Genomic DNA, 23,896 nt, shown 5'->3' with positions numbered 1-23,896 from the left:
ACACCTCGTCCGAGATCTCGCGTCGCGCCACCACCCAAGACTCGCCCGCACGAACACGACACCACTTGATCAACGCGCCCTAGCGCTGCCCCGGCTGATCCCGGCCGCCGGCGAGCTCACCATGGCGTCAGCCGGAATCGCCCAGGCGGTGCTGCTCGCCGCGATCGCACTGCTCGTCGCCACCGGCCATCACGACATCGCCTCGCTGCAGTGGGCGCTGATCCCCCTGGGCATCGCCCAGGCCCTCATGTTCGGACCGGTGCTGCAGACCGTGCTCTCCCGCACCCCGCAGTGGGCGGCCGGAGTGAGCAGCGGCCTGTTCGCCACCGTCCAGCAGCTCGGGCTGACGCTCGGGGTGGCGCTGCTCGGGGGCCTGTTCTGGACCCTGGCCGGGCCCGAGCAGGAGCACCTGGAGCACGCTCTGGTGACGGTGTTCTGGATCCATGTGGTGTGCGCGCTGCTCTTCGTCGCGCTCGCCCATTCCCTCCGGGCGCACCGGGAGACGGCACCGACCGCCGCGTGAGACGCCGCGTCACTCCACGGGCACGTCATCCAGGAAGAAGTACGACGGGACGCGGGCGGCGTACTCATTGCCGTCCAGCTCCTGCCAGCCGACGATCTCCGTGGAGCCCTCGCGCTCCTGCGCATAGTTCGTGGCTAGGAACATCAGCCCGATGACGCTGGCGAGCCCCTGATCGGCGGGCTTCGCCCGCAGCACGTCCCCGATCGAGGCCTGGCCGCTGACCCCGCGCACCTCGTTGACCGAACCGGTCAGTCCCACGATGTCGATGTCGTTGGTGCGCACCAGATCCTGCAGCACCTCGATGCTCAGCGACGTGGCATCGTGCACCTCGGCCTCGGCGGGGGCGCCGGGGTCGGTGGGATCCTTCAGCCGGTGCTGGGCCACGGAGGACAGCTGCACGCGGGAGAGGTCCAGCTCGAGCGGGAACGGGGTGCGCGTGGGGACGTCGTCCTTCTGGGAGAGGGCCACGCCCTGCGCCTCCTGCAGGGCCTCGAGCAGCACGCGGTGCTGGCGGAAGTCCTGGGAGCGCACGAAGCGTGCCAGCGAGCGGTACAGCTCGGTCTTGACGTCGAGCACCTCCTGCGCGGGCTCATAGAGGTCGCTGAACACGTTGGCCAGCTTCTCGCGCTCGCTGCGCTGGAGGGTGCGGGAGAAGTCGCGCTCGAGGAGCCGGTCCACGAGCTCCTGCGTGGTGCGGGTCTGGACCGGGTCGTTGAGCATCCGGAAGAACGCGGTGAAGGTGCGGCCCACGGTGGACTGGCCCAGCAGGTCGTCCCCGGCGAGCAGCTGCTCGAGGATCTCGCCGCGGGAGGACTCCGGGGAGAGGATCTGCTCACGCAGGTGGAGGTCCACGGCGCGCAGGTCCTCGCGGTACTGGAGGAAGTCGCCGGAGAGCTCGGCGGCGATCTGCAGGATGTCGCGCAGGCGGTCGGTGGAGGCCTCGGCGCTGGGGAGCATGAGCTCACCCTCGGCGAGGTTCCGGATCTCGGCCTCGATTCCCTCGCGGCGGCGCTGCAGATCCGCCAGGCGCACGTCGCGGTCGGTCTCCGTCTCCTGGGCGAGGCGCTCGAACTGCTGGACCACGAGCTGTAGGCGGGACTGCGTGGTGGTGGGCCGATGCTCCTCGAGGGAGGAGATGAACTGGATCGCGTCGATCGTCGCGGGGGACGGCTCGAAGGTGGTCTCGGTGTGCTGCGGGTCGTCACGGCGGGTGAGGTAGCCCTCGCGCACCCAGCCGTCGACGTACTCCGCGGCGCTGCGGCCGCTGCGCTCCTCGGCGTCGGGCTCCGCAGCGCCGGCGGCGCCCGCCTGCTCGACGCCGTCGGCCTCCGAGGCTGCGGCCGGATCCTCGTCATGCAGCAGAGCGAGATGCGCGCCGACGCGGGCGATGAGCTCGCTGCGCGCCAGCCGACGGTCCCCGGCCGGGAACACGGACTGCAGGATCGCCAGCACGGCGGGAGCCTTGGTCGCCGCGAGCAGGCGCCAGGTGCTTGCCCGGCGCAGCTGCTCGTAGGCCTCTTTGCGCGCGGAGACAGCGTCGCTGCGGCGGTCGGTCCACCGGTTCGGCTCGGTCGTGGTCACGAGAAGGGAGTCTACCGGCGCGGACGGCAGGGGTCGGCGACCCTCAGTGATCGTCCCGTGCGCTCGCGAACGAGCACCCTGTCGGGGCCGCACTGACAGCCGCTCCGCGTTCCGAGTAGCCTTGGGTACGGGAACGTTCACGAAACCACTCCGGACGTCCCACCCAGACTTCAGGAGGAGCCCACCGATGAGCACACCCCAGCCGCTCGCCGACCCGACCGACCGCTGGTGGGAGGAGCTCCCCGCGGGCCGCAACCGCCTCCGCGGCCGCGCGCACCTGCACTCCGACGCCCGCGAGCTGAGCCTCGACGGCACCTGGGACTTCCGCTACGGGACCCGGGCCGACGGCTCCGACCTCGGCGAGAGCGCCGAGATCGAGGTGCCGGGACTGTGGCAGCTGCAGGGCTACGGCGCCCCGCAGTACACCAACGTCATCTACCCGATCCCGCGCGACGTCCCCCATGTGCCGGACGAGAACGCCACCGGGCACTACTCCCGCACGCTCACGATCCCGGCCGACTGGGCCGGTGAGCTCTCCGGCGGCGCCCGCGTGCTGCTGCGCTTCCAGGGCGTGGACTCCGCGGCGAAGATCTGGATCGACGGGACCGAGATCGGCGTCACCGCCGGCTCGCGCCTCACCCAGGAGTTCGACGTCACCGAGGCGCTCGCCGCCCCGTCGGCCGCGGGCGGGAAGGGGGAGCACCGGCTGGACGTGCGCGTGGTGCAGTGGTCGGTGAACACCTACGTCGAGGACCAGGACATGTGGTGGGCCTCGGGCATCTTCCGCAGCGTGGACCTGCTGCTGCGCCCCACGGGCGGCATCCACGATCTGGTCACCGTCGCCGACTTCGACCCTGCGACCGGTGCCGGCACCCTGCGCGCGACCGCCTACGACTTCGGCGGCGCCGAGCTGCCCGCCACCGTCGAGGTCCCAGGCCTGGACCTCGTCTCCCCCACCGGAGCCGACCCGATCGCCGTGGGCGCGGTGCGGCCGTGGTCCGCCGAGGATCCGCATCTCTACGACGTCACCGTGCGCACCGACTCCGAGACCGTGACCCTCCGCGCCGGCTTCCGCCGCGTCGAGGTGGACGGCGAGATCTTCCGCGTCAACGGCGAGCGCATCGTGTTCCGCGGGGTGAACCGCCATGAGGCGGATCCGGTGGTGGGCCGCGCCCAGCAGCCGGCGAACCAGGACCTCGACGTCGCGCTCATGAAGCAGCACAACCTCAACGCGGTGCGCACCTCCCACTACCCGCCCCACCAGCGGTTCCTCGAGGTGTGCGACGAGGCCGGGCTGTACGTGATCTGCGAGGGCGACTTCGAGACCCATGGCTTCCACGCCGATTCCACCTGGGGCGAGGACGGCTCCGGCGCCGCCGAGGGCCCGGCGCAGAACCCGCTGTTCGAGGAGTCGCTCGTGGAGCGCTCGGAGCGTTTCGTGCGCCGCGACCGCAACCACGCCTCGATCATCATGTGGTCCATCGGCAACGAGGCCGCGAGCGGCCCGGTCACCGAGGCGATGGTCGCCCAGGTGCGCGCCACCGACGACACCCGCCCGGTGATCTACGAGCAGGACTACGCCGCGGAGTACGTGGACGTGTTCTCGCTGATGTACTCCACGGTCGACGAGAGCGAGCAGATCGGGAAGCGGGACCTCTCCCCCGAGTACCAGGACAAGCTCACCAGGATGCTGCGCAGCTTCGCGCTCGAGGTGCCGGAGGGCCACTTCGCGAACCCACCGGCGCTCTCGAAGCCGTTCCTGTGGATCGAGTACGCCCACGCGATGGGCAACGGATCCGGCTCCCTCCAGGAGTACATGGAGCTCACCGAGCAGTACCCGGCGCTGCACGGCGGCTTCATCTGGGAGTGGATCGACCACGGCCTGGAGACCACCGACGCCGAGGGCAACCGCATCTACGGCTACGGCGGCGACTTCGGCGAGCGCCTGCACGACGGCAACTTCGTGGCCGACGGGCTCGTGCTCCCGGACCGCACCCCCTCGCCCGCGCTGCTCGATGCGAAGCACCACTACTCCCCCGTGGGCCTCGTGGTCTCTCCCGGGAGCGTGCGGATCACCAACCGCTACGCCTTCTGCGACCTCACCCACCTGCGCGCTGAGGTGTCCCTGGACGCGCAGGCGAGCTGGCAGGAGCTCGAGCTGCCGGCTATCGCTCCCGGCGAGGCCCTGGACGTGGCACTGCCCGTGCACGACGGCGCGAGCACCACGGTGCGGCTGAGCACGCGTGAGGCGCAGGGCCCCGTCCCGGCCGGGCACCTGATCGTCGCCGCGGACCACGTCGATGCCGAGCGTCGCCGCGCCGAGGTCACCCCGTCGGCCGGAACGCCCCTCACCCCGGAGCAGGCCGAGGACGGCACCTGGGCCCTCGGCCCGGCCCGCTTCGATGACCTGGGCCGTCTCGTGGGCGTCGGCGAGCTGGCGATCGAGCAGGCCGGCGTGGACCTGTACCGCGCCCCGGTGGACAACGAGCGCGCCCGCACCCACTACCCGCTCGAGGCCCGCTGGAAGCGGATCGGCCTGGACGTCGCGAGGCGGCGCCTGGTCGAGATCACGGCCGACGGCGCGACCCTGGTGGTGCGCAGCCGCCTGGGCCTGGACGGCTCGGCGCTGGGAGCGGACGTCACCGAGCGGTGGAGCGCGGAGGCGGGCAGCTCCGAGGGCTCCGGCAGTGTCGGGGTCGAGGTGACGGTGTCCCCGTCGGCGATCTGGCCGGAAGACCTGCCGCTGCCGCGCATCGGCTGGACCTTCGCGCTGCCGTCGGCCCCCGATCAGGTGGAGTACACCGGCTACGGCCCGCACGAGTCCTACCCCGACACCGGCGGCGGCACGACGTTCGCGACCTGGAGCTCCTCCCTCGAGGACTTCCAGGTGCCCTACGTGTTCCCACAGGAGAACGGCAACCGCGCCGACGTGGTCCGGGCGGCGCTCCGGGGAGGCTCCGGCGGCGGTCTGGAGCTGCAGGCGCCCGACGGTCTGGGGCTCGCGGTGCGTCCCTGGTCCAGCGCCGAGCTGGATGCGACGGCTCACGACGGGGCTCTGCATCCCGACGGCCGCACCTGGGTCACGCTCTCGTCGGCGCTGCAGGGCGTGGGCTCGGCCGCCTGCGGACCGATCCCGCTGCCGCAGTACGTGCTCTCCGCACGGGAGGAGACCTTCTCCTTCCGCCTGAGCACGCTGCTCGACTGACGGGGCGGCACGACTGACTCGGCTGCACGACTGAGAGCTCTGCGCAGCTGAGCGCCCACACCCTGAGCACAGGGCGTGGGCAGCAGGGATCCCCGGTGGGGATCTCCCTGTGATCACCGCGTCGCCCCGAGCCGATAGCCTGGCTCGGGGCGTCGCGCGGACTCCCCGGAACACCTTCAGGGGGACGTATGACGCAGGGGTACGGATCGGGCGACGGACAGCGGCCGCAGTGGGGCCAGGGCGAGCAGCCCGGCCAGCAGCCCCAGTGGGGCCAGGATGCCCAGTCGCCCCAGTGGGGCCAGCAGGTCTCCCCGGCGCAGGCCCCGGCCCAGCCGCAGTGGAACCAGGTGCCCTCGCAGGTTTCGTCGCAGCCCGGCTCCTCGGCTCCGAACGGCTACCCGGGTACGGCGCCGTCGGCCCACCCCGGGGCCCCGGGATATCCCGGGTCCGGCGGCATGACCGGGGTCCGCGCGAACACGACTCTCGCCAAGGTCGCCCAGGCGATGCTGATCCTGCTGATCGCCGTGATCGCGGTGCGCGTGATCCGCGAGGTCGTCAGCGTCATCACCACGCTCATCTCCGGAGCGGCGATCTCCGGCGGCTCCATGGACGGCGGCATGGCCGTCGCCGGCGGCGGCGTGGTCCTGGGCCTGCTGTTCCTGGCACTCAACGGGCTGGTCTCGATCGCCCTGCTGGCCGTCTCGATCTACGTGGCCGTGCAGGCCTCCGGTCGCGGCCGCACCGGCGCGATCATCGTCGCCGCGACGCTCCTGGTGGCGGTGGTCCTCTACTGGATCCTCTACGGCATCTACTACGGGGTGATGATCAACGCCACGGACTACTCGATGATCGGGGTCATGTCGGTCCTCTACCTGATCGCCGAGGTCATCCGCTCCCTGATCGTCTTCGCCGCCCTGATCGTGGGCACGCTCATGGCGCGACGCTGGGTGAAGCAGAACGCCTGAGACCGACGACCGCCCCGTTCAGGACCTGAACGGGGCGGAGTCGTCCCTGCCTGGGGCAGAGCCCGCTCAGCGCGGTCCGCTCAGCGGGCCTCGCCGTAGTAGGCGCCCGTGGTCTCCTCGCGCAGGGCGTCGAAGTCACCGCTGATCAGCGACGCCCGGATCTGATCCACCAGGCGCACCACGAAGCGCTCGTTGTGGATCGTGCACAGGGTCGAGGAGATCATCTCCTTGGCGCGGAACAGGTGGTTCACATAGGCGGCGGTGTAGTGCGTGCAGGTGTAGCAGTCGCAGGTCTCGTCGATCGGCGCGAACTGGCGGCGGTACTTCGACCCGGTGAGGTTCACGCGCCCGGTGCGGGTGTAGACGGCGCTGTTGCGCGCCACCCGGGACGGGGAGACGCAGTCGAAGGTGTCGGCTCCCGCGGCGATCGCCACGAACAGATCGTCGACCTCGCTGATGCCCAGCAGATGGCGGGGCTTCGCGTCGGGCAGCTCATCGGTCACCCAGCCCACGATGGTGCCGAGGTTCTCCTTCTCCAGCGCCCCGCCGATCCCGAAGCCGTCGAACGATGACCCCTCCACGTCCATCGCGCCGAGGTCCCGGGCCGCCTGGCGGCGCAGGTCCTCGTGCTGGGCGCCCTGGATGACGCCCCACAGCTGCTGGTAGGGGCGATGGGTGCGCTCGTCGGTGAGGCGGGCGTGCTCGGCCAGGCACCGGATGGCCCACAGCCGGGTGCGCTCGAGCGCCTGCTCCTGGTAGCCGCGGGAGTTCATCAGCGTGGTCAGCTCGTCGAAGGCGAACATGATGTCCGCCCCCAGCCCGTGCTGGATCTGCATCGAGACCTCGGGCGTGAAGCGGTGCACGTCGCCGTTGAGGAAGGAGCGGAAGGTGACGCCGTCGTCGTCGACGTGAGCCAGGCGCTCCTTGCCCTCGGCGACCGCGTCGTCCTCCCCCGAGGAGGTGCGGGCCTTCTCCCCGCCGGAGAACTCGCTGGAGAGCACCTTCTTGAATCCGGCTCCGAGGCTCATCACCTGGAAGCCGCCGGAGTCGGTGTAGGTGGGGCCGGGCCAGTTCATGAAGGCGCCCAGGCCTCCGGCCTCGTCGATCAGGTCGTGGCCGGGCTGGAGGAACAGGTGGTAGGCGTTGGCCAGCAGAGCCTGCGCTCCGAGCTCGCTCATCGACTCCGGGAGCACGGCCTTCACGGTGGCCTTGGTCCCCACCGGCACGAAGGCCGGGGTGCGGATCTGGCCGTGCGGGGTGGAGATCACCCCGGCGCGGGCCTTCTCCCCCGCGCGGGCGACGATCTCGAAGCCGGCGTCCGACGACGCGGCGGCCCGGCCCGTGGGATCAACGGCCGAACCCGTGGGGCCGACGGCCGGGCCTGTGGGATCAGGAGTGCCGGCCGGAGCAGCGGGGGCGGCGGAACGAGGAGGCTGTGCAGTCACCGGCCCATGATCCCACGCCCCCATGACGCGCCCAGTTCCTGGGATGCCGGATCCACTAGGATCCAGCCCAGGACGCACCAGCGGCGAACGTCCCGCCGGGTGCTCCGGCGCAGGCGGCATCACGGGAGGGGACCACGATCACGACGCCCAGCGATCCGTCGACCTCGCGCCCCGACGCCGAGCCTCACCGCTCGACCCACCGCGCCTCCCCCAGCTCGTCCGACACCCCGTCCCACCGCCATCGCGCGGCCCGCCCCGTGAGCGAGGGGGACGCCGCCGCGTCCCCCTGGGAGCAGGCGGCGCTCGACGACACCGCGGGCACAGGAGACGCCGGGAACGCAGAGGGCACCGACGGCACCGAGAGCCCCGCGCCGTCCCTCGCCGACGACCTCGAGGACTGGACGCAGGAGCCCGCGACGGCCGCGCCCCCGCGGCGGCCCTCGCGCTCCGATGTCTCCGCATGGATCGCCGGGCCGCTGCCCACGACGACCTCCTCCCTGGACGACTGGCTGCAGGGCCCCATCGAGCTGCACGTCGAGCGCGAGGCCGAGGACGCCTGGTCCACCGCCGGCTCCGTCACCGGGACCTGGCGTCCTCCTGCCGAGCACGGCCGGTCACGGTCCTCGCAGCCTGACGGCGCGGACGGCGCGGACGGCGCCACGGGCCCCCCAGGCTCTGCAGGATCTGCAGTATCCGCGGACAGCCCCGGCGCACGCCCCGAGGCCGACGACGCACGCCGCGCCGGTCCCGTCTTCCGCCATGAGCTCCATGGCCTGCGCGCCGTCGCCCTCGGCCTGGTGGCGATCTATCACATCTGGCTCGGCCGGGTCTCGGGCGGCGTCGACGTCTTCCTGTTCCTCTCCGCCTTCTTCCTCACCGGGACGTTCGTGCGCCGTCTGGAGAGCGGGCGCCCCCTCGGCATCCCCCGCTACTGGCTGCACACCTTCAAGCGCCTCCTGCCACCGGCCGCGGTGACGATCCTGCTCGCCCTCGCCGGCACCGCCGCCTTCCTGCCGTCCTCGCTGTGGCCCACGGTGATGCAGGAGGCGGTGGCGTCGGCCGCCTACGTGCAGAACGCCCTGCTGGTGTTCCTGCAGGTCGACTATCACGCCCGAGATGCCGGCGGGGCCTCGCCCTTGCAGCACTTCTGGTCACTCAGCGTGCAGGGGCAGGCCTTCGTGGTGTGGCCGCTGATCTTCCTGCTGGTGGTGCGCCGGGCCCGACGGGGGAAGAGCGTGCGCGGGCCGCTGATCGTGCTCGTGCTGCTGATCGGTGCCGCCTCGCTGACCTGGTCGGTGATCTCCACCCAGACCCAGCAGCAGGTCGCCTACTTCGACACCGCCGCCCGGATGTGGGAGTTCGCCGCGGGCTCGCTGCTCGCGCTCGCGCTGCCGGTGATCGACCGGATCACGGGGGCGCATCGCCCGGAGGAGGGCAGGCCTCCCCGGCTCCGGCTGGCCCGCGCGCTGACCGGCTGGGCGGGGATCGCGGCCCTGCTCGCCTGCGGCATCGTGCTGGACGTCTCGACGATGTTCCCGGGCTGGATCGCGATCGTGCCGCTGGCCGCGGCGGGTGCCGTGGTGGTCGCCGGGCACTCCGGGCACCGCTGGGGCGTCGATGCGCTGCTGTCGACCAGGCCGGCCGCCTTCGTCGGCGACATCTCCTATGCCCTGTACCTCGTGCACTGGCCGATCCTCGTGCTCTGGCTGCACCACAGCGGCCAGCAGCGCGCGGGCCTGCTCGACGGCCTCACGGTGCTCGCCGGGTCCGTGCTGCTGGCCTGGCTGGTGACCCGTGCGGTCGACGCCCCGGTGCGTCGCTCCCGCTGGCTCGAGGCCCGTCCCTGGCGCGCCCTGACCGCGATCGCCGCGAGCTTCGCCCTGGTCGCCGTCGCCTCCGGCGGCTGGTGGCTGGTGCTGAACCGGGCGGCGGAGTCCCCGCCCACCGCCGAGCAGGCCCTGCCCACCGACGAGGTGGCGTCCGAGGCGCCCGCCGTCATCCGACCTGCCGGCTGGCAGCTGGGGTCCGAGTGGCCGGATCTGCCCCACAGCTGCGCCGGGCCGTGGGCCCCGTCCGACAGCTTCCCGCACGTGGCCTGCCAGCAGCTGCTCCCGGGTGATGCGGAGCCCGCCGGCACCCTCGTCGTGGTCGGGAGCTCGCACTCGCGCCAGTACATCCCAGCCCTGATCCCGTACGCGACCCAGCACGACCTGCAGATCGTGAACCTGTCCATGGACGGCTGCTCCTTCATCGTGGGCGAGCCGCGCGGCGCCTACTGCCGCGGCTACGAGGACTACGCGCTGTCCTACATGGACCAGATCGACCCGGACGCCGCCCTCACCACCGTCACCGAGGCCCACCCCGAGAGGCCGGAGACCCTGCCGGCCGGCACCGAGGCGGCCGTCCAGGCGCTGCTGGACCGCGGCATCGACGTGATCGGCACGCGGGATGCCCCGCGCTGGGAGCAGGACCAGTACCAGTGCGCCGAGACGATCATCGAGGGCGGCGGCACCCCGGTGGACGCCGACGAGGGCTGCGGCGCCGACGTCGAGGCGAAGCTCGCCGCGGAGAACCCCGCCGCACCCTTGGCCGATCTCCAGCCCGCGACCGCGGACGGTGCGGGGGACGACACCGCTGACGGCGCTGCTGACGGTGCTGCTGACGACGCGGGCGACGACACCGCGGAGGTCGTCCTGCTCGACGTCACCGAGGAGATCTGCCCCGAGGGACGCTGCTCCCCCATCCTCGGGGACACCTACGTCTTCATGGACGACAACCACCTGACCCGGACCTTCGTGGAGGGCACGCTGGTGGCGCCCATGTCCCGGGAGCTCCAGGCGCACGGGACAGCCACCTCCGCATGACACCATGTGCGACATGTGGACCGACGTGATCCCCGGGGTGCTGGCCGCCCTCGTCCTGCTCGTCTTCCCCGGACTGGCGATCCTCCTGTCCACTCGGGTCACGGCTCCCACCGCCCTGGTCGCCGCCCCCGCCGTGTCCCTCGCCGCGATCGCTGCCTCGACCCTGGTCACCCGGGTGCTGGGGGCGTCCTGGGGGCTGCTGTGGGTGCTGGGGACCACGCTCGCGATCGCCGCCGTCTGCGCGGTCTGGACCTGGGCCACGCCGTGGGGCCGACGCATGCCGCGCTGGGCGCCGCTGTCCGGCGCGGCCGCCGCGCAGTACCTGATCGGCCAGATCATCGCCCTGCTGTTCATGGTGCCGCTGTATCTCAAGACCCTGGTCGGGCCGACGACCATCGCCCAACGGTTCGACAACGCCTTCCACCTCAACGCGATCGAGGCGATCCGGCGCACCGGGGAGGCGACCCCCTTCGACACGGGCGCCCTGCTGCGCGGGTCCTTCTATCCCAACGGCTGGCACACGGCGGCTGCCCTGGTGCAGGACCTCAGCGGGCTCGAGCTGCCCCAGTCCGTGCACGCGCTCGCACTGGTGACGATGCTCGGCGTCTGGCCGCTGAGCATGTGGCTGCTGATCGAGGTCCTGGTCAAGCCCTCCCCCGCAGTGCGGCTGGTCGTCGGCCCGCTGCTGCTCGCCTTCCCCGGCTTCCCGCTGGTGCTGATGGACTGGGGGCTGGTGTACCCGACCATCCTCGGACTCGCGGTCGCCCCGGCCCTGGCCGCCGCCCTCGTGCACCTGATCGAGCGCCGGACGCTGCTGAGCGCTCCGGTGCAGTCCTGCCTGCTCGTCGGCCTCACCGGGATCGGCGTGGGCATCGCCCACCCGGGATCTGCGCTGGTGGGCCTGATCATCGTGCTCCCGCTCTCCATCGCCGCTCTCATCCGCCACGTGGACAGCTCGCTGCGCCGCCGGCGCAGCCCCGTCGACGAGCAGGTGCCTGACGCCGAGCCCACGCCCGCACCCGCGTCGACGCCCACGCCCACGCCCACGCCCACGCGTCGCAGCATCCCGCGATCCGACCTCGTCTGGGCTGGTCTGCTCACGGCGCTCTCGGTGGCGATCGCCGGGATCTGGCTGGTGATGACCCCGTCGACCGCCACCGCCCCGTGGGAGTCCTTCGAGACCGTCCCGCAGGCGCTCGGCGAGATCGCCATGGGCGGGGCGATGGGCCGGCCCACCCTCACCGTGGTCGCCCTGCTGTGCGGCATCGGCCTCCTCGGCGCCTTCCTGGGCACGGGCCGCGATCGCTACGTGCTCCTGGCTCTCGCGGGCCCCGGGCTCGTGTACTGGGCCTCGGCCTCCTTCGACGACGGATTCTGGCGAGACACCCTCTCCGGCTTCTTCTACCGCGACAGCTACCGCACCGCCGCGGCGCTGACCCTGGTCGCCGTCCCGGTCGCGGTGAAGGGCGCGGACGTGATCGTCCGCGCTGCGCGCGCGCTGTTCTCCACCGCCGCCAGAGGCCACCTCGAGGCCCGCACGCCCCATCCTCTCGTCGCCGCCCTCGCCTCCGTGCTGGTCGGAGCCCTCGCCTCGACGGCCCTGGCCTCGCACGTCTCCCAGGACAAGGAGATCCGCGCCCAGTTCGATCACGCCTCCGAGGCGTACCGGACCTGGGAGATCTCCGATCTCGTCTCCGTCGACGAGTTCCGCATGTTCGACGAGCTGCCGGGACTGGTCCCGGACGACGCCTATCTCATCGCGGACCCCTGGGAGGGCGGCGGCCTCGCCTACGCCTTCTCGGACCTCGACGTCAGCCGGATCTACATGACGGTGGCCCGCACCCCCGCGGAGAAGCATCTCGACGCCCATTTCGAGGACATCGCCACGGACCCTGAGGTGTGCGAGGCGCTCCCCGAGGGCCGTCCCCTGTACTACCTCGACCTCGACGACCACCGCCTCGGCGACGACGACGCGGAGGAGTCCGGATACCTCGGGTACGACGACATCACCGCCGACACCCCGGGCTTCGACCTCGTGCACGAGGTCGGAGAGGTGCGCCTGTACGAGGTCGACGCGTGCTGACCGTCACGCGCACGTCACCTCTCGATGGTTCAATGTCGTCGTGACTACGTTCTCCGCCGCCGCCCCCTCGCCCCCTGCCCGCGCCACCGCCCTGGACCTCGGTGAGTTCGTCTCCGCCTCCCCGTCGAGCTTCCATGCCGTGGCCGAGACCGCCCGTCGGCTCGAGGAGGCCGGCTTCACCGAGCTGGCGGAGACCGCCCCCTGGGAGGCGGCCGAGGTCACCGGCGACCGCTTCGTGATCCGCGACGGCTCCCTCATCGCCTGGTCCACCCCCGACGGCGTCGACACCGGCACGCCGTGGCGCATCGTCGGCTCCCACACCGACTCCCCGGGCCTGAAGCTCAAGCCGAACCCGCAGCTGGGCGCCGAGGGTCTCGCGCAGGTCGGCGTCGAGATCTACGGCGGACCGCTGCTGAACTCCTGGCTGGACCGTGAGCTGCGCCTGGCGGGCCGTCTCGCCCTGGCCGACGGCACCACCACGCTGGTCGCGACGCCCGGCATCCTGCGCGTCCCCCAGCTCGCGGTGCACCTGGACCGCGCCGTGAACAAGGACGGCCTGCAGCTGGACCCCCAGCGCCACCTGCAGCCGATCCTCGGCTACGGCCCGCTGGACGTGCGCGAGGTGCTGGCCGCCGAGGCGGGCGTCGCGCAGGCGGACATCGTCGGCTTCGACGTGGTGACCGTCGACTCGCAGGCGCCGGCCCTGTTCGGCGCGCACGAGGAGTTCCTCGCCTCCGGGCGCCTGGACAACCTCACCTCCGTCCATGCCGAGGCGCTGGCCCTGATCACGGTGGCCGGCAGCCCTCGCAGCGCGGGCTCCGACCCGATCGCGATGATGGTCGCCAACGACCACGAGGAGGTGGGCTCCGCGTCCCGCTCCGGCGCCGCCGGCCCCTTCCTCGAGGACGTGCTGGTGCGGATGCACGCCGCTCTCGGAGGCGACGAGGCCTCCCGCCGCAGGCTCCTCGCCTCCTCGATGGTGCTCTCGGCGGATGCCGGCCACGCCGCCCATCCCAACTACCCCGAGCGCCACGATCCCGTCACCCGCCCGCGGCTCGGCGAGGGCCCGATGCTGAAGATCAACGCCCAGCAGCGCTACGCGACCGACGCCGTCGGGATCGCCGCCTTCGCCGCCGCCTGCGAGGCGGCCGAGGTGCCCTACCAGCAGTTCGTCTCGAACAATGCGATGCCCTGCGGGTCCACCATCGGCCCGATCACCGCGACCCGGCTGGGGATGACCACGATCGACGTGGGCATCACGCTGCTGTCCATGCACTCCGCCCGGGAGATGTGCGCGAGCGCCGATCCGCTCCTGCTGCAGCAGGCCTGCGCCGCCTTCCTGCGCGGCTGAGCGGGACCCGCTCCCCTGATGTCCCGTTCCTCCCCGGCGCCTTCCGCGACGCCGCCCTCCGAGGTGCCGTCGCTCACCACGCCGGCCTCCGCCTCACCCTCCTCTGCCGCACCGTCCTCCACCGCACCGTCCTCGACCACGCAGGCGGGCCGCTACCGACCCGAGCTGCACGGGCTGCGCGGCCTCGCGATCGGCCTGGTGGTGCTCTACCACGTGTGGTTCGACCGGGTCTCCGGCGGGGTCGACGTGTTCCTCTTCCTCTCCTCGTTCCTGCTGGTGGGGACGTTCCTGCGCCGGATCGACCGTGGGGAGCGGACCCGCCCGGCGGCGTACTGGGGGCGCACGTTCAAGCGCCTGCTGCCGCCGACGGCCGTGGTCTCCCTGGCGACGCTCGCCGGGGTGTATCTGGTCCTCCCGCCGGAGCGGTGGATGCCCGCGCTCGACGATGCGATCGGCTCCCTGCTGCACATCGAGAACTGGGTGCTGATCGGACGGGGGGTGGACTACTACGCGGCCGCGGAGGCCGGCCCGTCGGCCTTCCAGCATTTCTGGTCGCTGTCCATCCAGGGGCAGGTGTTCCTGGCCTGGCCGCTGCTGATCGCGCTGGGCGTGCTCCTGGCCCGCGCGCTGCGGCGCTCCGTGCGCTCCGTGCTCGCGGTGCTGTTCACGATCGTGCTCGTGCTCTCCTTCGCCTGGTCCGTGCACTCGACGGCCACCCAGCAGGACATCGCCTATTTCGATACCTTCGCCCGGCTGTGGGAGTTCGCGGCGGGAAGCCTGCTGGGCCTGCTGCTGCCGGCCTGGGAGGAGCGCTCCGCGGAGCGGCGGCGCCGGCGGGGCCGGCATCGCGGACCGGCGACGGGCGTCTCCTCCTGGCGCGTGGTCGCCGGATGGGCGGGGATCGCGGGCCTGGTCTCCTGCGGTCTGCTGATCGACGTGCAGGGAGCCTTCCCGGGGTGGATCGCGGCCTGGCCGCTCGCCGCCGCCGGGCTGGTGCTCGCCGTCGGCACCACCGGTCACCGCCTCGGCGTCGACCAGCTGCTGGCCACCGGCCCGGCGAAGCTGCTCGGCGACATCTCCTACGGCCTCTACCTCGTGCACTGGCCGCTGCTGACCCTCTACCTCGCCCACACCGGGAAGCAGCGCGCCGGCGTGCTCGACGGCCTCCTGCTGATCCTCATCTCCCTCGCCGCCGCCTGGCTGCTGACCCGCCTCGTGGACACCCCGATCCGGCGGTGGCCGTGGGCATCGGCGAGAGCCTGGCGCTCCGGGGCTGTGGCCGTGATCTGCCTGGCGCTCGGACTGACCCCTGCCCTCGCGGCCCAGCAGTACCTGGTCGCCCAGCAGCGTGAGGCCGAGGCCCGAGCGGTCGCCGACAACCCCGGCGCGCGGGTGCTGGACCCGGACTTCACGCAGCACCCCGATGCGGATCCGTCGGCCGCACCGCTGCCCACCGCCGCCCTGCTCGGGAAGGACTGGGTGAGCGGGGAGGAGCAGTGCACCGGAGATCTCGCCCCGCAGGGCGCGGAGCGGGACACCCTCGATGCCAGCTGCAAGGTGGTGCAGGGCCCCGAGGGGGCGCCGGTGATGGTGAGCGTGGGCAACTCCCGTCTCGAGCAGTTCAGCGCCTCCCTGATCGAACTCGCGAAGAAGGAGGGCTGGACCCTGGTCACGATGTGGAAGGGCGGCTGCGCCTACACCCCCGATGCCACGCTCGATGTGCCCGACTGCAACGCGTTCAGCGCCGACGCGGAGGCCTATCTGGACCGCGTCGCCCCCGACGCGGTCGTCCTGAACACCACCTTCTTGGACCGCGAGGGCGCCGAGGAGGTCATGCCCGGGATGGAGACCACCCTGCCGGAGCTGGCCGCCACCGGCACCCAGGTCGTGGCGATGCGCGACCTCCCCCGGATGCCCGTCGACCCCGCGGCCTGCACCGCGGAGAAGGGCGCCGAGGACCCGGACTGCGCCCCGCCGCTGCCGGAGCCGCTCCAGCAGGAGCGCCCCGATGCGCAGCTGATCGCCGGGACCCAGGGCGCCGCCGGGACGGGGCGCGCGGGCGGGACCGTGGTGCCGCTCGAGGTCAACGACCTGGTGTGTCCCGAGGAGATCTGCACACCCGTGATCGGCAACGTGGTGGTCTCGCTCGACGAGGACCACCTCACCGGCACCTACGGCGCGACGATGCAGGACGCCGTGGACGCCAGGCTGCGCGACGAGGGCTTCAGCTGGTGAGCGCCGCCACGGTGCCCTCGTCCCCGGGACCCTCGACCCCGGGATCCTCGTCCCCGGGCTCGTCTGCTGCGGTCTCGGCAGCACCCCCGGCCTACCGCCCCGAGCTGCACGGTCTGCGCGGCCTCGCGATCGCGCTCGTCGTGCTCTACCACGTGTTCATGGACCGGGTCTCGGGCGGGGTGGACGTCTTCCTGTTCATCTCGGCCTTCTTCCTCACCGGCAGCTTCGTGCGCCGGATGGAGGCCGGGAGGCCCATGGCCCCGATCGCCTACTGGGCGCGCACGTTCAAGCGGCTGCTCGCCCCGGCGGCGGTGGTCGTGCTGGCCACCCTCGCCGCCGTGCGGCTGTTCCTCCCGCCGAGCACCTGGATGCCCGCGATCCACGACGCGATCGCCTCGATGCTCCAGGTCGAGAACTGGCTGCTGATCCACCGGGGCACGGACTACGAGGCCGCCGCGACCACGGCGACCTCGCCGCTGCAGCACTTCTGGTCGCTGTCGATCCAGGGGCAGGTGTTCCTGCTGTGGCCGCTGCTGTTCGCGCTGTGCGCGGTGATCGCCCGCCGCTCCCGCGTGGCCCCGCGCCGCGTGGTGCTGATCGCCTTCACGGTGATCGCTCTCGCCTCCTTCGCCTGGTCAGTGGTCTCCACGGCGACCCAGCAGCAGACCGCCTACTTCGACACCACCGCGCGCATCTGGGAGTTCGCGGCCGGCTCGCTGCTGGCCCTGCTCCCGACCGCCGCCCCGGCCGATGGCACCCGATCCGCGCGGACCCGTCGGCTCCGGGTGGGGCTGGGCTGGGCGGGCCTGGCGGTGCTGATCTCGACCGGGGCGCTCATCGACGGCCGATCGATGTTCCCGGGCTGGATCGCCGCGATCCCGCTGCTGGGCGCGACGCTGGTGTTCCTCGCCGGCACGAGCGGATCCCGCCTCGGCGCGGACCGTCTGCTGCGCTCACGCGCCTTCTCCTTCCTCGGTGACATCAGCTACGGGCTGTACCTGATCCATTGGCCGATCCTGGCCATCGCCCTGGTCGCGACCGAGCGGGAGGCCGCCGGGCCGCTCCTGGGCCCCGCCATCATCGCGATCAGCGTGCTCCTCGCCGTCCTGCTCACCCGCTTCCTGGACACCCCCGTGCGCCGCTGGCCCTGGGCGAACCGTTCGCCCCGACGGGCGGGCATCGTGGTGGTCGCGGTGCTCGCGATCGGCCTGGTCCCGAGCCTCGGCGCCAAGCAGCTCCTCGAGGAGGCGGCGGAGGAGGCCGAGCGTCGGGCGACCGCGGACAACCCCGGGGCGCGCGCTCTCGATCCCGGCTTCGTGCCCCACCCGGAGGCGGATCCCGATGCCGCTCCCCTGCCGTCGGCCGCCACCCTCGCCCAGGACTGGGAGCACCTGCCCGAGGAGTGCTCCGGGGAGTTCGCGCCGGTCGAGGGGATGCTCGAGGGGTCCTGCCGGATGACGGAGGCGCCCGAGGGGGCGCCGGTGATCATCGCCGCGGGCAACTCGCGCCTCGCGCAGACCGCGGTCGCGCTGAGCGGCCCCGCCCAGGAGAACGGCTGGCGGCTGATCATCCTGCGGGCGCCGAGCTGCGTGTTCACCCCGGGCATCGACTCCTATCTGGGCGCTGAGTGCGACGCCCACAACGACGCGGCGCTGGACTACATCGACCAGGTGGGCCCGGAGGCCGTCGCCGTCTCCACCACGATGGTGCTCCATGAGGGGCCCGAGCGGGTGGACCGGGTCACCGAGGAGACGGTGCCCGCACTGCTCGCGGACGGCACCGACGTGATCGCGCTGCGCGACGCCCCGCGCATCGCCGAGAACCCCGTCGCCTGCCTCGAGGCAGGCGGCACGGTCGAGGACTGCACCCAGCCGCTGGAGCGGGACACGATGCCGCAGCAGCGCCCGGACGCCGCGGTGCTCGAGGAGCTGGCCGCCCGCAGCGAGGAGGGCGACGTCGGCGGGGATGGTGGGGAGAGCGGTGAGGTGTTCCCCGTGGACCTGCTGCCGATCACCTGCCCGCAGGACGAGTGCCCGCCGATCATCGGGAACATCCACGTCATGTTCGACGAGGACCACCTCACGGCGACCTACATGGAGTCCGCCGGCCCGGAGACGGAACGGCAGCTCGAGGAGGCCGGCTTCCGCTGGTGAGGCGCGGGCTCAGGGGACGTCGGGCCCGGTTCAGCCCTCGTCGAGGGCGCGCCGGGCGAGCGTCTCGACCCTCGACACGGCGGCACGGACCGGGCCGACGAGCTCGTGGTCGGGCCCGTACTCGCGCTGGGCGTCCTTGAGCAGCTCGTCGACCTGGACGAAGGCGTCCTCGAGCTGTCCCGTCTCGGCGGTGGCGACGGCCAGCTCGGTGCGCAGAGCGATCGCCTCGGGGACGAGCGCGGGGGTGTGGGAGTCGTCGCTGGCGAGCAGCTCGAGCAGGCGGCGGGTGGTGTCGTGGACACGCTGCTGCGGTGTGCTCATCGGGGGCTCCTCCGGAGTGGGACGGCGAACGGGGCAGGAACGATCCTACGGGGCGCGATGCCGCCGTCCGCCTCGGTGCGCAGTAGTCTGAGCAGGCCATGGAGATCAATCCCTACGAGTCGCGTCTGCGCATGCTGCAGCAGATCGACGGGGTGCAGATGCAGCGCGAGGCCTCTCCCGACGAGGAGACCGCCGGGTGTCCGGGCTGCCCGTACTTCTGGACCTGCCCGGTCCCGCATCGCGGCGAAGAGGTCAAGGCTCCCGTCGACATCGAGTTCGCCGATGTCGAGGACGTGCTGGGCCCGCGGGCGGCCTACGCCCCGCGCGATGAGTCCGACGTCGGCTGGACCGACGACTGGGTGGATGAGGACGGCCTGCGCGTCGAGGAGCCCGGCTCCCCCGAGCTCCTTGGCTCCCCGGAGCTCCCTGGTTCCACGGAGTTCCCTGGTTCCACGGACCTCCGGGCGGGGCTCGACGATCCGGACAGGCCCTCGGAGCCGGCGGACGACGTGAACGGTGAGGACGACGAGAACGGTGAGGACGGCGACGTGAGGGAGGCCCCGTCGTCCGCCGAACGCCGGGGGCGCACGTCCCCCCGGAGGTCAGCGGCACCCGCAGAGCGCGGCCGACGGCGCGCGTCGCGCTGGAACTTCTTCCGACGACGCTGAGTCAGGCGTCGCGCCCGCTCCGGCGTGCCGGTGCGGATCCGGAATCCGCCGGGGCATGGTCCACGGGGCACTGCCCCTCGCGCAGCGCGGCCCGGGCGAGGGTCGACACGGAGACGTCCGCCGGGCCCGGGTCGGCACTGCGCCCGCCCTGCCCGACGGCATCTCCCACCGCCGCGCCGACACCAGCGCCGACGGCAGCACCAGCACCAGCACCAGCACCAGCACCAGCACCAGCACCAGCACCAGCGATCGTCGTGCCGAACACGGGCGGGACGGTGCGGTCCACGCGCATCCAGCCGGCCGGGGCCGCGCCGGCCGGCTCGGGCTCGACGTCCGCCGCACCGCGTCCGGAGGAGATATCGATCCCGAAGATCGTGTGGAACGCCTCGACGTAGGCATCGGCGAAACCGGTCTCGGCGAGGTGACGGGCACGCTCGGCGGGCTGGTGCATGACCTTCGCGAGGATCCTGCGCACGCTGCGCTCGAGCACGTCGGCCGTCTCGCCGGAGACCTCGCGGCGCAGGCGGTCGACCTCGTCGTCCGCGGTGTCGGCGACCTCGCGGCGCAGGGCGGCCATCGCGGGGTCGATCCGCCGCACCTCCTGCTGCACACGGAACGCCTCGACGTTCTCCTCGATGATGTCGCGGGCGATCCGCAGCGCCGGATCATCGCTCGCGTCGACCCCGACCTTGAGGTCGGCGAGCCCGAGCACCGTCACTCCCTTGAGGTGGCGCACGAGCGGGTGCAGGTCGGAGCGCAGGGCGAGGTCGAGCACGATGGTGCGACCGGCCGTGAGGAACTGCTCGGGGAACAGCGAGGTGCCCCGCCCGGAGCAGGACAGCACCAGGTCGGCGTCCCGCAGAGTGGAGTCGAGCTCCTCGGGGCCGACCATGCGGGCCCCGTGGCGCTCCGCGAAGCCGGCCGCCCGGCCGGAGGGCGAGTACACCCGCAGATCGGTGACGCCGCGGCGGGAGAGTTCGGCGATCCCGAGCCGCGCGTAGGCACCGGTGCCGACGATGAGCGCGGTGCGCCCCTCGAAACCGCCCAGCTCGACGCCTGCACGGTCCACGGCGACGGACGCCCCGGAGCGACCGGAGGCGCCGACGGGGGCCTGGGTGGCGACCCGCTTCGCGCAGCGGAAGCCGTGCTGGAAGAGGTCGTGGAGCATCGAGGTGGTGCGGCCCGCGAGGCGTGCGGCCTCGTAGGACTGGCGCACCTGACCGGCGATCTCGGCCTCGCCGAGCACGAGGGAGCGCAGCCCGGAGGTGACCTCGTAGAGGTGCTGCGGCACGGGGGTGTCCATCGCGGCGTCGAAGCACAGGGAGACCACGTCGCGTTCGAGGCCGCTGGTGCGGGCCACGGCGTCGATCACGAGGTCCACGCCCTCATGGAAGCGGTCGGTGTCGAGGTAGACCTCGAGGCGGTTGCAGGTGCTCACCACGACGTGGCCGGCGATGATCGGGGCTGCCCCGCTGGTCCCGGTGCGTTCGGCCTGGAGGGCCTCGATCGCCGCGGGCAGGGTGGGTGCGTCCCGGGTGAGGGCGTCGAGCACATCGAGATCGAGGTGCTCGTGGGAGGCACGGAGGGCAGCGAGCATGGGCGCCAGTGTAGGCCCGCCCGCTGGGCTGAATGGCGCTCTCGGATCCGATGTGCACAATAGGTGTGTCATGACACAGAACCCCACGTCAGAGCCTTCTTTTGCCGACATCGCGTCAGATTCTTCGCGACGCATGTCAGATAACGGGATCACCGCAGGCCCGAGCACCGGCACCACCCCTGACGACCTCACCGCGGCACCCTTCGAGACCCCCTCGGACCCCACTGCAGCGGGGTCCGTCCTCCCCTCCGAGCACCCCGCCCGACGACCCGTCGCGGAGGGCGGAGTGTCCGATTCGTCCGTCCTGCGGGAGCTGCGAGGTGACCGAGCAGACACCCCCAGCGTGTGGTTCATGCGACAGGCGGGACGCTCCCTCCCGGAGTACCGCGCCCTGCGCGAGGGCACCACGATGCTCGACTCCTGCGTGCTCCCCGAGATGGCCGCGGAGATCACCGTGCAGCCCGTGCGCCGCCACCGCGTCGACGCCGGCATCTTCTTCTCCGACATCGTGGTCCCCGCCCGCCAGGCCGGCCTCGGCGTCGAGATCAGGCCCGGGGTCGGACCCGTCTTCGACCACCCGATCCGCACCGCGGCCGACGTCGACGCCCTGCCCCCGCTGGGCGATGACTACGAGGCCGCGCTCGACCCGATCCGCGAGGCCGTGCGCCTCACGGTGGCCGAACTCGGCACCACGCCGCTGATCGGCTTCGCCGGCGCCCCCTTCACCGTGGCCAGCTACATGGTCGAGGGCGGCCCCAGCCGTGACCACCTGCGCACCCGCGCCCTGATGCGCTCCCAGCCCGAGGTGTGGGCGCGCCTGGCGAGCTGGGTCGCCGAGCTCTCGGGGCGCTTCCTGCGGGCCCAGGTGCTCGCCGGGGCGTCCGCGGTGCAGCTGTTCGACTCCTGGGTGGGTGCGCTGTCGGAGGATGTATATCGCTCCGGCGTGCAGCGCCACTCCGCAGCGGCTCTCGCCCGGGTCGCCGACCTCCCGGTGCCGCGCATCCACTTCGGCGTGGGCGCCGCGCATCTGCTCACCCCCATGGTCGAGGCGGGCGCGACGGCGATGGGCGTGGACCACCGGCTGCGGCTGGACCAGGCTCTCGACATCCTCCCGGAGGGCACCCCGGTGCAGGGCAATATCGATCCCGCCGTGCTGTTCACCTCCGAGGAGGCACGCTTCGCCGAGGCCCGCGCCGTGCTCGAGGCCGGCTCCCGCGCGAGCGGCCACGTGGTGAACCTCGGCCACGGCGTCGCCCCCGACACGGATCCGCAGGTGCTCACCGATCTGGTGAGCTTCCTACACGAGCAGGACGCTCACCGGCAGGGCACGCACCAGGCATGAGCGAGCGCACCCTCGTCGTCGGCGGCGGACTCGCGGGCCTGCTCGCAGCCCGCCGCCACCAGCGCGCGGGGCACCGGGTGGTGCTCCTGGAGGCCGGCGATCCGGTGGGCGGCGCGATCGCCGACGTCCGGATCGCGCGTGACCCGGACGACGGCAGCACCAGCACGGATCCTGCCGCGCAGCTCGTCCTGAACGCAGGCGCCGAGGCGTACTCGATCGGCTCCGGTGCCGTGGATGCCCTGGTCGCCGAGCTGGGCCTGGCCGAGCAAGTCGTCAGCCCGCGCGAGGGCCTGAGCAGCCGCGTGGTCTCCGCTGCCGGGGTGCACCGGGCGCCGGGCGGCTCGCTGCTCGGCATCCCGGGGCGGCCCCTGGCGGCCGACGTCCGGGCGGTGCTGGGCCTGCGCGGCGCCTTGCGCGCGAGCCTCGAGCGCCTCCTGCCCGCGTCCGTCGGAGCCCGTCCCGGGGCGACCGTCGCCGAGGTGGTGCGCACCCGGCTCGGCGCCGCGGTGCTCGAGCGCCTCGTGGCACCCGTGGTCGGCGGGGTGCACTCGGCCGATCCCGCGACCCTCGAGTTCGCCGCCGCCTCCCCGCAGCTGAGCGCGGGCCTCGCCGAGCACGGCTCCCTCGTGACCGCCGTGCGGCGCCTGCGGGGCCGCAGCACGGGCAGCGCCGGGACCCGCGTCCACACCCTGGCCCCGTCGCTGGGCGCCCTGCCGGCGGCGCTGCTCGAGCAGTTCCTCGCCGCCGGGGGGATCGTGCGCACCTCCGTGGTGGCCACCGCGGTGCTCCGCGGCGCGACCGGGTGGCAGGTCCGCACCGCCGCCGGCGAGACCCTCGAGGCGGATCGTCTGGTGCTCGCCTGCCCGCCCGACACGGCCCACGACCTGCTGACGGCCGAGCCCGGGGAGCAGCAGGCGGGCGCGATCGGTGCCGTGGCACGGATCGCCTCGGCGATCCCGCAGACCCCGTCGGCCCCCGTGCGCCTGGTGGTCCTCGTGCTCGACGCTCCGCCTCTGGATTCCTTCCCCTCTGGCACCGGCGCCCTGGTCGCCCCCGGAACGGCGGGCGTCCGCGCCAAGGCGCTCACCCATGCGAGCGCCAAATGGGCGCATGTGCAGCGCGCCGCCCGCGAGGCGTTCCCGTCGGCCGCGAGCCCGCACGTGGTGCGGCTGTCCTTCGGCCGTCCGGGCGAGGAGCTCCCGGATCCCGCGGGGATCGTCGACCTCGCGCTGGCCGATGCCTCCCGCATCCTGGGGGTCGCGCTGCCGCGCGAGCAGCTGCTCGCCGCGCATGTGATCGACTGGGACCGTGCCATGAGGCAGCCCCGCCCGGGGCACCGCGCCGCCCTCGACGCGCTCACCGCCGTTCTGGGCGAGGAGCCGTCCCTCGAACTCGTCGGCTCCTGGAGAGCCGGCACCGGCATCGACGCGATCGTCCGCGCCGACGCCGCGCTGTCCCCCTGACCCCACGACCGCACGACCGCATGACTGCGCGACCCACGAACCGTGCACCTCCGGAGCATGCACCTCTCGACCCGCTGGACCCGCTCGACCCCTCACGACC

At 72.7% G+C, this 23,896-nt stretch carries 14 protein-coding genes and 1 pseudogene; 11 read left to right on the top strand and 4 right to left on the bottom strand.

Annotated features, from left to right (window positions below):
* A pseudogene (locus tag ABD093_RS14125) lies at positions 1-523 on the top strand (hypothetical protein); the annotation flags it as partial.
* 9 nt (positions 524-532) lie between these two features.
* On the opposite strand, the gene ABD093_RS14120 reads toward ABD093_RS14125, so the two are convergent.
* Positions 533-2,104, bottom strand: a complete 1,572-nt coding sequence (locus tag ABD093_RS14120) for a DUF3375 domain-containing protein (RefSeq protein ID WP_343925337.1) — start codon at positions 2,102-2,104, stop codon at positions 533-535.
* A gap of 187 nt (positions 2,105-2,291) precedes the next feature.
* Here ABD093_RS14120 and ABD093_RS14115 point away from each other — a divergent pair, with 187 nt between their 5' ends.
* Together ABD093_RS14115 and ABD093_RS14110 are read left to right on the top strand one after the other, a co-directional pair.
* Positions 2,292-5,309 carry a glycoside hydrolase family 2 TIM barrel-domain containing protein gene (locus ABD093_RS14115; RefSeq protein ID WP_343925335.1) on the top strand — a complete coding sequence of 1,006 codons (3,018 nt, stop codon included), beginning with the start codon at positions 2,292-2,294 and terminating at the stop codon, positions 5,307-5,309.
* A gap of 188 nt (positions 5,310-5,497) precedes the next feature.
* Entirely contained in the window at positions 5,498-6,274 is a 777-nt protein-coding gene (locus ABD093_RS14110) for a hypothetical protein (RefSeq protein WP_343925333.1), read from the top strand.
* An 80-nt stretch (positions 6,275-6,354) separates the two neighbouring features.
* On the opposite strand, the gene tgt is transcribed toward ABD093_RS14110, so the two are convergent.
* Positions 6,355-7,578, bottom strand: coding sequence for a tRNA guanosine(34) transglycosylase Tgt (gene tgt, locus ABD093_RS14105; RefSeq protein WP_377802283.1), 1,224 nt, complete (start codon positions 7,576-7,578; stop codon positions 6,355-6,357).
* Positions 7,579-7,976: 398 nt separating this feature from the next.
* On the opposite strand from tgt, the gene ABD093_RS14100 reads away from it, so the two are divergent.
* The 5 genes from ABD093_RS14100 to ABD093_RS14080 are packed head-to-tail and all read left to right on the top strand — an operon-like array spanning position 7,977 to position 18,405.
* The gene (locus ABD093_RS14100; protein WP_343925329.1) at positions 7,977-10,583 is read left to right on the top strand and encodes an acyltransferase family protein; all 2,607 of its coding nucleotides are present in this window, start codon (positions 7,977-7,979) and stop codon (positions 10,581-10,583) included.
* Between the two features lie 13 nt (positions 10,584-10,596).
* Positions 10,597-12,666 carry a DUF6541 family protein gene (locus tag ABD093_RS14095; protein ID WP_343925327.1) on the top strand — a complete coding sequence of 690 codons (2,070 nt, stop codon included), beginning with the start codon at positions 10,597-10,599 and terminating at the stop codon, positions 12,664-12,666.
* Between the two features lie 40 nt (positions 12,667-12,706).
* The gene (locus ABD093_RS14090) at positions 12,707-14,017 is read left to right on the top strand and encodes a M18 family aminopeptidase (RefSeq protein ID WP_343925325.1); all 1,311 of its coding nucleotides are present in this window, start codon (positions 12,707-12,709) and stop codon (positions 14,015-14,017) included.
* A gap of 18 nt (positions 14,018-14,035) precedes the next feature.
* On the top strand, positions 14,036-16,252 hold the full coding sequence (locus tag ABD093_RS14085) for an acyltransferase family protein (protein ID WP_343925323.1): 2,217 nt from the start codon (positions 14,036-14,038) through the stop codon (positions 16,250-16,252).
* Complete coding sequence (locus ABD093_RS14080; protein WP_343925321.1) at positions 16,249-18,405, top strand: acyltransferase family protein; 2,157 nt, start codon at positions 16,249-16,251, stop codon at positions 18,403-18,405. The genes ABD093_RS14085 and ABD093_RS14080 overlap by 4 nt, the downstream gene beginning before the upstream one ends.
* 30 nt (positions 18,406-18,435) lie before the next feature.
* On the opposite strand, the gene ABD093_RS14075 is transcribed toward ABD093_RS14080, so the two are convergent.
* Entirely contained in the window at positions 18,436-18,726 is a 291-nt protein-coding gene (locus ABD093_RS14075) for a hypothetical protein (protein ID WP_343925319.1), read from the bottom strand.
* 98 nt (positions 18,727-18,824) lie between these two features.
* On the opposite strand from ABD093_RS14075, the gene ABD093_RS14070 reads away from it, so the two are divergent.
* Positions 18,825-19,394, top strand: coding sequence for a hypothetical protein (locus ABD093_RS14070; protein WP_343925317.1), 570 nt, complete (start codon positions 18,825-18,827; stop codon positions 19,392-19,394).
* 1 nt (position 19,395) lies between these two features.
* Here ABD093_RS14070 and ABD093_RS14065 read toward each other — a convergent pair whose 3' ends face one another.
* Positions 19,396-20,991 carry a glutamyl-tRNA reductase gene (locus tag ABD093_RS14065; protein ID WP_343925315.1) on the bottom strand — a complete coding sequence of 532 codons (1,596 nt, stop codon included), beginning with the start codon at positions 20,989-20,991 and terminating at the stop codon, positions 19,396-19,398.
* A gap of 286 nt (positions 20,992-21,277) precedes the next feature.
* On the opposite strand from ABD093_RS14065, the gene hemE reads away from it, so the two are divergent.
* Together hemE and ABD093_RS14055 are read left to right on the top strand one after the other, a co-directional pair.
* Positions 21,278-22,333 carry a uroporphyrinogen decarboxylase gene (gene hemE / locus ABD093_RS14060; RefSeq protein ID WP_343925343.1) on the top strand — a complete coding sequence of 352 codons (1,056 nt, stop codon included), beginning with the start codon at positions 21,278-21,280 and terminating at the stop codon, positions 22,331-22,333.
* Positions 22,330-23,796, top strand: a complete 1,467-nt coding sequence (locus tag ABD093_RS14055) for a protoporphyrinogen/coproporphyrinogen oxidase (protein WP_343925313.1) — start codon at positions 22,330-22,332, stop codon at positions 23,794-23,796. The genes hemE and ABD093_RS14055 overlap by 4 nt, the downstream gene beginning before the upstream one ends.
* Positions 23,797-23,896: the final 100 nt, after the last annotated feature.

It is taken from the genome of Brachybacterium tyrofermentans (assembly GCF_039526165.1).
Classification (GTDB): Bacteria; Actinomycetota; Actinomycetes; order Actinomycetales; family Dermabacteraceae; genus Brachybacterium; species Brachybacterium tyrofermentans.
The sequence above is the reverse complement of the archived record's forward strand: the minus strand, read 5'-3'. Positions and strand labels throughout refer to the sequence as shown.